The organism is Synechococcales cyanobacterium T60_A2020_003 (assembly GCA_015272205.1).
Classification (GTDB): domain Bacteria; phylum Cyanobacteriota; class Cyanobacteriia; order RECH01; family RECH01; genus JACYMB01.
The window spans coordinates 1-5310 of the sequence record JACYMB010000047.1 but is presented as its reverse complement, the minus strand read 5'-3'; the positions used below and the strand labels follow the sequence as shown (position 1 = coordinate 5310).

At 51.6% G+C, this 5310-nt stretch carries 6 protein-coding genes; 3 read left to right on the top strand and 3 right to left on the bottom strand.

The genetic code is table 11. The features are described from left to right. Nucleotides 1–216 precede the first annotated feature (216 nt). Both uvrC and IGR76_02750 read right to left on the bottom strand, forming a co-directional pair. The gene (gene uvrC, locus IGR76_02755; GenBank protein ID MBF2077452.1) at nucleotides 217–2118 is read right to left on the bottom strand and encodes an excinuclease ABC subunit UvrC; all 1902 of its coding nucleotides are present in this window, start codon (nucleotides 2116–2118) and stop codon (nucleotides 217–219) included. A 353-nt stretch (nucleotides 2119–2471) separates the two neighbouring features. Further along, nucleotides 2472–2684, bottom strand: a complete 213-nt coding sequence (locus IGR76_02750; GenBank protein ID MBF2077451.1) for a transposase — start codon at nucleotides 2682–2684, stop codon at nucleotides 2472–2474. An 88-nt stretch (nucleotides 2685–2772) separates the two neighbouring features. On the opposite strand from IGR76_02750, the gene IGR76_02745 reads away from it, so the two are divergent. The 3 genes from IGR76_02745 (at nucleotide 2773) to IGR76_02735 (ending at nucleotide 5094) form a co-directional block, all read left to right on the top strand. Continuing rightward, a complete protein-coding gene (locus tag IGR76_02745; protein MBF2077450.1) occupies nucleotides 2773–3078 on the top strand; it encodes a hypothetical protein in 306 nt (101 codons plus the stop codon). Between the two features lie 581 nt (nucleotides 3079–3659). Beyond that, nucleotides 3660–4472, top strand: a complete 813-nt coding sequence (locus IGR76_02740; protein MBF2077449.1) for a basic amino acid ABC transporter substrate-binding protein — start codon at nucleotides 3660–3662, stop codon at nucleotides 4470–4472. Nucleotides 4473–4515: 43 nt separating this feature from the next. Then, nucleotides 4516–5094 carry an amino acid ABC transporter permease gene (locus tag IGR76_02735; protein MBF2077448.1) on the top strand — a complete coding sequence of 193 codons (579 nt, stop codon included), beginning with the start codon at nucleotides 4516–4518 and terminating at the stop codon, nucleotides 5092–5094. A gap of 40 nt (nucleotides 5095–5134) precedes the next feature. Here IGR76_02735 and IGR76_02730 read toward each other — a convergent pair. Next, nucleotides 5135–5310, bottom strand: a 176-nt coding sequence (locus IGR76_02730; protein ID MBF2077447.1) for an IS5/IS1182 family transposase, incomplete at its 5' end; no start/stop codon positions are given.

Below are 5310 nucleotides of genomic sequence, written 5' to 3'. Positions count from 1 at the left end.
AACTTGCTCTTTTTTGATTCTGATACCCCGTCCGCTTGCGGCGGGGTAGTTCATTCGGAGCTAGCAGCCGACTGACAGTGACGCTGATCTCACCGATGGATTTCTGGGAGGAGCGATCGCAATCGCCATTCAATCGGAGCTAGCAGCGCTGCTGAATCGGTCATACAAAATCCTTAGCAGGGTCGCATCGACCATTTCCCTAGTCTACTGCGACTCTCAACCCGTGCCATCCTCTTGATACTGGGGATGGAAATAATCATAAATTTGCTGCGCCATTTTGGGGCCAATTCCCGGCACTTCCGCAATTTGAGTCACCGAGGCTTCCCGGAGATAGTCAATCGATCGAAAGTGCCCTAGCAATTCTTTCTGGCGATAGTGTCCCAATCCGGGAATATCATCCAGGCGCGATCGCCGCATGCGGGTACTGCGCTGCTGACGGTGAAAACTCACGGCAAAGCGGTGGGCTTCATCGCGCAATCGTCGTAAGAGCTGCACCCCTGGCTGTTCGGCCTCGGTATCCAGGGGCAGGGATTCTCCAGGCAGAAAAATTTCCTCCCGCTGTTTCGCCAGACTGACCACCTTCACGTCCTCTAGCAGATTCATCTCCCGCAGCACCTCCACCACTGCGGACAGTTGCCCCTTGCCGCCATCGATCATGACCAAATCGGGAAAATCGGGGTTACCCACCCGCTGCGTGGTGGGATCTTGGGCGTAGCGTCGAAACCGCCGCTGGATCACCTCCGCCATGCTGGCAAAGTCATCGGAGTGACCAGATCGCACGGTGGGATTTTTGATTTTGTAATGACGATAGTGCTGCTTGGCGGGGAGACCGTCAAGAAAAACGACCTGCGACGCCACCGCATCCGATCCTTGAATGTGGGAAATATCGTAGCCTTCAATCCGATGGGGCAAGTCCGGCAGATCTAAAACTTCGGCTAGATCGAGCATGGCTTGGTGGTTCCGTTCGGCAAATCGTTGGGTGCGAGCAAGCTCATATCCCGCATTTCGTTCCACCATTTCGATCAAGTCCGCTTTTGACTGGCGTTGGGGCACGTAGATCGACACCTTTCGTCCCCGCCGTTCCGACAAAAACTCGGTCAGGATCTCGGCATCGGGTAGCTCGTGCTGGGTGAGCACATCTGACGGAATCTCCACCGCATCCACCGTGGCGTAATGTTCCTCCAACACCCGCTGCAAAATCTCTCCGGGGGTTCCGGTCGTGGCATCGGCGACAAAGCCTAACCGCCCCACCAACCGACCCGCCCGAATTTGGAACAACTGAATGCAGGCGTGGTGTTCATCGGCCATTAGGGCGATCGCATCCCGTGACACCGTATCGTCAGGGAGAGCTACTTTCTGATCCACACCCAGGTTATCGAGTCCCCGGATCTGATCCCGCAGATGGGCCGCCAGTTCAAAGTTCAACTCTTCTGCGGCTTTCTCCATCTGCTGGGTCAGGATTTCGGTGAGTTCCTGCGTCCGCCCCTGGAAGATCATCGCCACTCGCCGCACGATTTTGTGATAGTCCTCAGAGGAAATGAGCTTTTGGCACACACCCGGACAGCGGCCAATGTCGTAGTTGAGACAGGGACGATCCTTAAATAGAGGTTGCGGTCGTTGGCGGAGGGGAAAGAGACGTTTGACGAGTCCTAGGGTGCGGCGTAGTTGCCCCACATCCACATAGGGGCCGTAGTAGCGATCTTTGGCTTCACCACTGCGCCGCCGTCGGGTGATGAAAATGCGGGGATAGGCGTCTGACCAAGTGATGCAGAGATAGGGATATTTTTTGTCGTCTTTGAGGAGGACGTTGAAGTGGGGCTGGTGCTGCTTGATGAGATTGGCTTCTAGGGCTAGGGCTTCGGCCTCGGTATCGGTCACGATGATTTCAATCTCGGCGACCTGCATGACCATTAAGGCAATGCGGGGATTGAGGTCATGGCGATCGCGAAAATAGGAACGCACGCGCGATCGCAAGGCTTTGGATTTGCCAATGTAGAGAATATTGTCGTTGACATCCCGCATGAAATAGACGCCGGGAGCTTTGGGAATCTCCTTGAGGCGTGCTTCTAGGCGTTCGGGGTGTTTGACGAGGGTTTCGGATTTGGATGGGGCGGCCACGCGAGGTTCTGAGGGTTAACCGTACATTTATTCTAGTGTCTGGAAAAAGTTGCGATGGGTCAAGTTGGGATGAGTTTACTGGATGGAGATGGGGCGATCGCTCAATGGTTGAGCAGGGTTGAGTACTGAACCGGACGCTGATGGATAAGTTCGGTATCCAGGGTGTCATCCCGCAAATGTGACGGATAAGCACCCCAATCTCCGTGCCTAACTGTCAAATATGACGGATAAGATCCCAATTCTCCGGACTTAACTATCAATTTTTCTGTTTAAATCCTGAAAATCTGGGTATTATCCCGTAGATCTGAATAGATCACTCTGGGAAACACGGATCTTATCCAGCAGATCTGACGTTAAATCCATAGGTAGACTGTCGAATAGGGGGGGAAGTCTTTGGGCAAGTCTTCGCAGTTACAATCGTTTTTGAGTTGATACAACATACCGTCAATCAGCTCTCGATAGCTCCAATCCAGTGGGCGAGTTCGCTTTTTCTTCGGCAAGACCTCGGGCAACAGGGGCTCTAAGATTTCCCATTCTCGATCGCTAAGGCTGCTTGAGTAGGTCATGATGACTAGGTTTGACTAGGGGATGAACACTATCCTCCATTATAAAGATGTCAAATCAGCTCTATACGGTTCAAGGAGGATTATCTCTATGAAATTACTCACAGCAATGTTGATGACGGTCGGTGGTTTAACGGTCGTGAGCATGGTTTCAACGGTTCATGCCCAGCAAAACGGCTCTTTTACTGGAACAGTGGAGCGAGTTTGGGAAGACGGTTTTCGCTTAAATACGGGCGATCGCACGCTCCGTATAGATTCCTGGTATGTCTGCAGAGATTCTACGGCAAGCGCTATAGCGGTGGGCGATCGCCTGACGGTCACAGGCGAATTTGAGTGGGGTGAATTCGATGCGTTTTCGATTACCACCACCAACGGCGAATCGTTGTGCCGTAGATAGCCATTGTCTATCCCTTAATACGTCGCTGGCTTGAGTCACTCTAGTAAAGGCGGCCACTGCAAGCGTTTTTTGTACCCATTGTTTGTCCCATTATTCCTTCAAGACTCAAAACCACGGCAAACTCACTTTCCACCGTTGGAGCAAGGGGGGTCTCGTTTGATTTCGATTCTCAACCGATTTTTGGGTTGACAGCTAGACCCAGTGGATTCCTGTTTCTCTGACTTTTCCTTTGCCTAGAGTATTGAAAAAGGGATAAAACCGCGTTTGGTAGGATGTGTTAAGCGATCGCCGTAACGCATCAATTCCCAGAAGCTGGAGTTTAGCCTCGTTTTCACATCACGGCACGAAATTCGCTCACAGAGAGGCCTTGTGACGTCTAGGTGCAGAAATTTTGATACTTTAGCGCGATTTAGTTCAAAGTCCAATTCCATTGCAGCAATCTTGAAAAGGAATTTTCCCTTAAATCCCACTGGGCATTCCTCTCGCAGGCTGATAATGGCAGTGAGTCTACAACCTTATCCCCTAATCGGTTGTTCAACTCAACTTTTATTGCCTTATCGATTCGTTTGGAGTACCGCCCTATGCTGCAAATACCTCGATTTCGTCAGCTTTCCTACATCATGCTGGCTGCACTGAGTGCCCTGCTGGTGATCGTGGTGACAGCCTGCTCCAATCAGGAAACAAACCGGGCAGACTCCGTACTCATCGTTGCGACATCGCCCGACTTTCCACCTTTTGAGTTCACGACTGCAACGGGCGAGTTGCAGGGGTTTGATATCGATTTGATAACGGCGATCGCTGAAAGTCAGAATATTACGCTTGAATTTGAACCGATGTCTTACGGGGACGTGATTCGTTCGCTGAGCGCCAATGCGGTAGATGCCGCCATTAGTGCGATCACGATTACCCCTGACCGAGTCGAGGTTGTGTCGTTTTCTCGTCCGTATTTTGAAGGGGGATTGGCGATCGCCGTTGCCGATGCCAACACCGATATTACCGACGCCGCTATGCTGCAAGGCAAACGCATCGGCGTTCAGGCGCGGACTACGGGTGAAACCTTCGCTCAAGGTGTTGCCAATGCCAGGGTGCAGCGCTTTGAAACTATTGACGAAGCTTTCTCTCAACTTGCAGCCGGGAAATTAGATGCCGTGATCAACGACGCTCCGGTAACCCAGTACAGCCTTCGTCAGGGATTGCTCACAAATATCAAAGCTATTGAGCCGTTACTAACCCAGGAATACTACGGCATTGCCGTTCCTAAAGATTCCAAATCTCTGGAAGTAATTAACGCTGGGTTGACAACCATCATGGAAAACGGTCAGTATGCTGAAATTTACAGCAAGTGGTTTGACCAAGCACCGCCATCCCTCCCAGAGTCTGTGCCCGGTGTTTAAGGCAATCCGTCGCTGAGTACTGCTGAGACGTGGGGAGTTTACGGTGTCGCGATCGCTCGAAATTATTCTAGAAGCCTTACCAGCGTTGCTGAAGGGGGCACTAGTGACCCTGCAACTCACCGCGTTATCCATTACGTTGGGTATGTTGGCGGGTTCACTGGTTGGCATTCTGCGGCTTTCTCCCTCTTGGCCGATTCGACTCATTGCGCGCGCCTACGTGGACTTTTTCCGGGGCACCCCTCTGCTCGTCCAAATCTTCATTATTTATTTTGGTCTGCCTGCGCTTGGCAATAGCATTGGTGTTCCGATCAAATTTAGCCAGTTTGCGGCTGCGGTGATTGCCCTCACCCTCAACTCGGCGGCCTACCTTGCCGAAATTATTCGAGCCGGGATTCAATCTATCGAAATGGGACAGCGCGAGGCTGCTGAATCACTAGGTTTAGGCCCCGTTCAGACCATGCGCTATGTGATCTTCCCCCAGGCATTCCGGCGGATGATTCCCCCCATTGGCAACGAGTTCATTACCCTACTCAAAGACACCAGCTTAGTGGCCGTGATTGGCTTTGAAGAATTGTTACGCCGAGGCCAGCTTATTGTTGCCAACAACGGCTTTGTTGCATGATTAGAAAAACGGTCAGGTTCGCCTTGAGAGTGTCCTGGTATTAACCTTCAACCTTGTAGCTATCGGGTTTAGCGATCTGAATCATGCGGTTGAGCGCAACACATTTGATGAACAATTCCACGGCTTGATTGTCAAATTGACGTGCACTGAGATTGCCCCCAAAAATAGTCTTAAAGCGGAACATGGTAGTTTCAGCAATCGAACGACGATGATAGC

Bases quoted from the DNA above. Each gene is read 5' to 3' on its own strand.
- IGR76_02750 (MBF2077451.1), bottom strand. From the start codon at position 2,684: ATGACCTACTCAAGCAGCCTTAGCGATCGAGAATGGGAAATCTTAGAG.
- IGR76_02745 (MBF2077450.1), top strand. From the start codon at position 2,773: ATGAAATTACTCACAGCAATGTTGATGACGGTCGGTGGTTTAACGGTC.
- IGR76_02740 (MBF2077449.1), top strand. From the start codon at position 3,660: ATGCTGCAAATACCTCGATTTCGTCAGCTTTCCTACATCATGCTGGCT.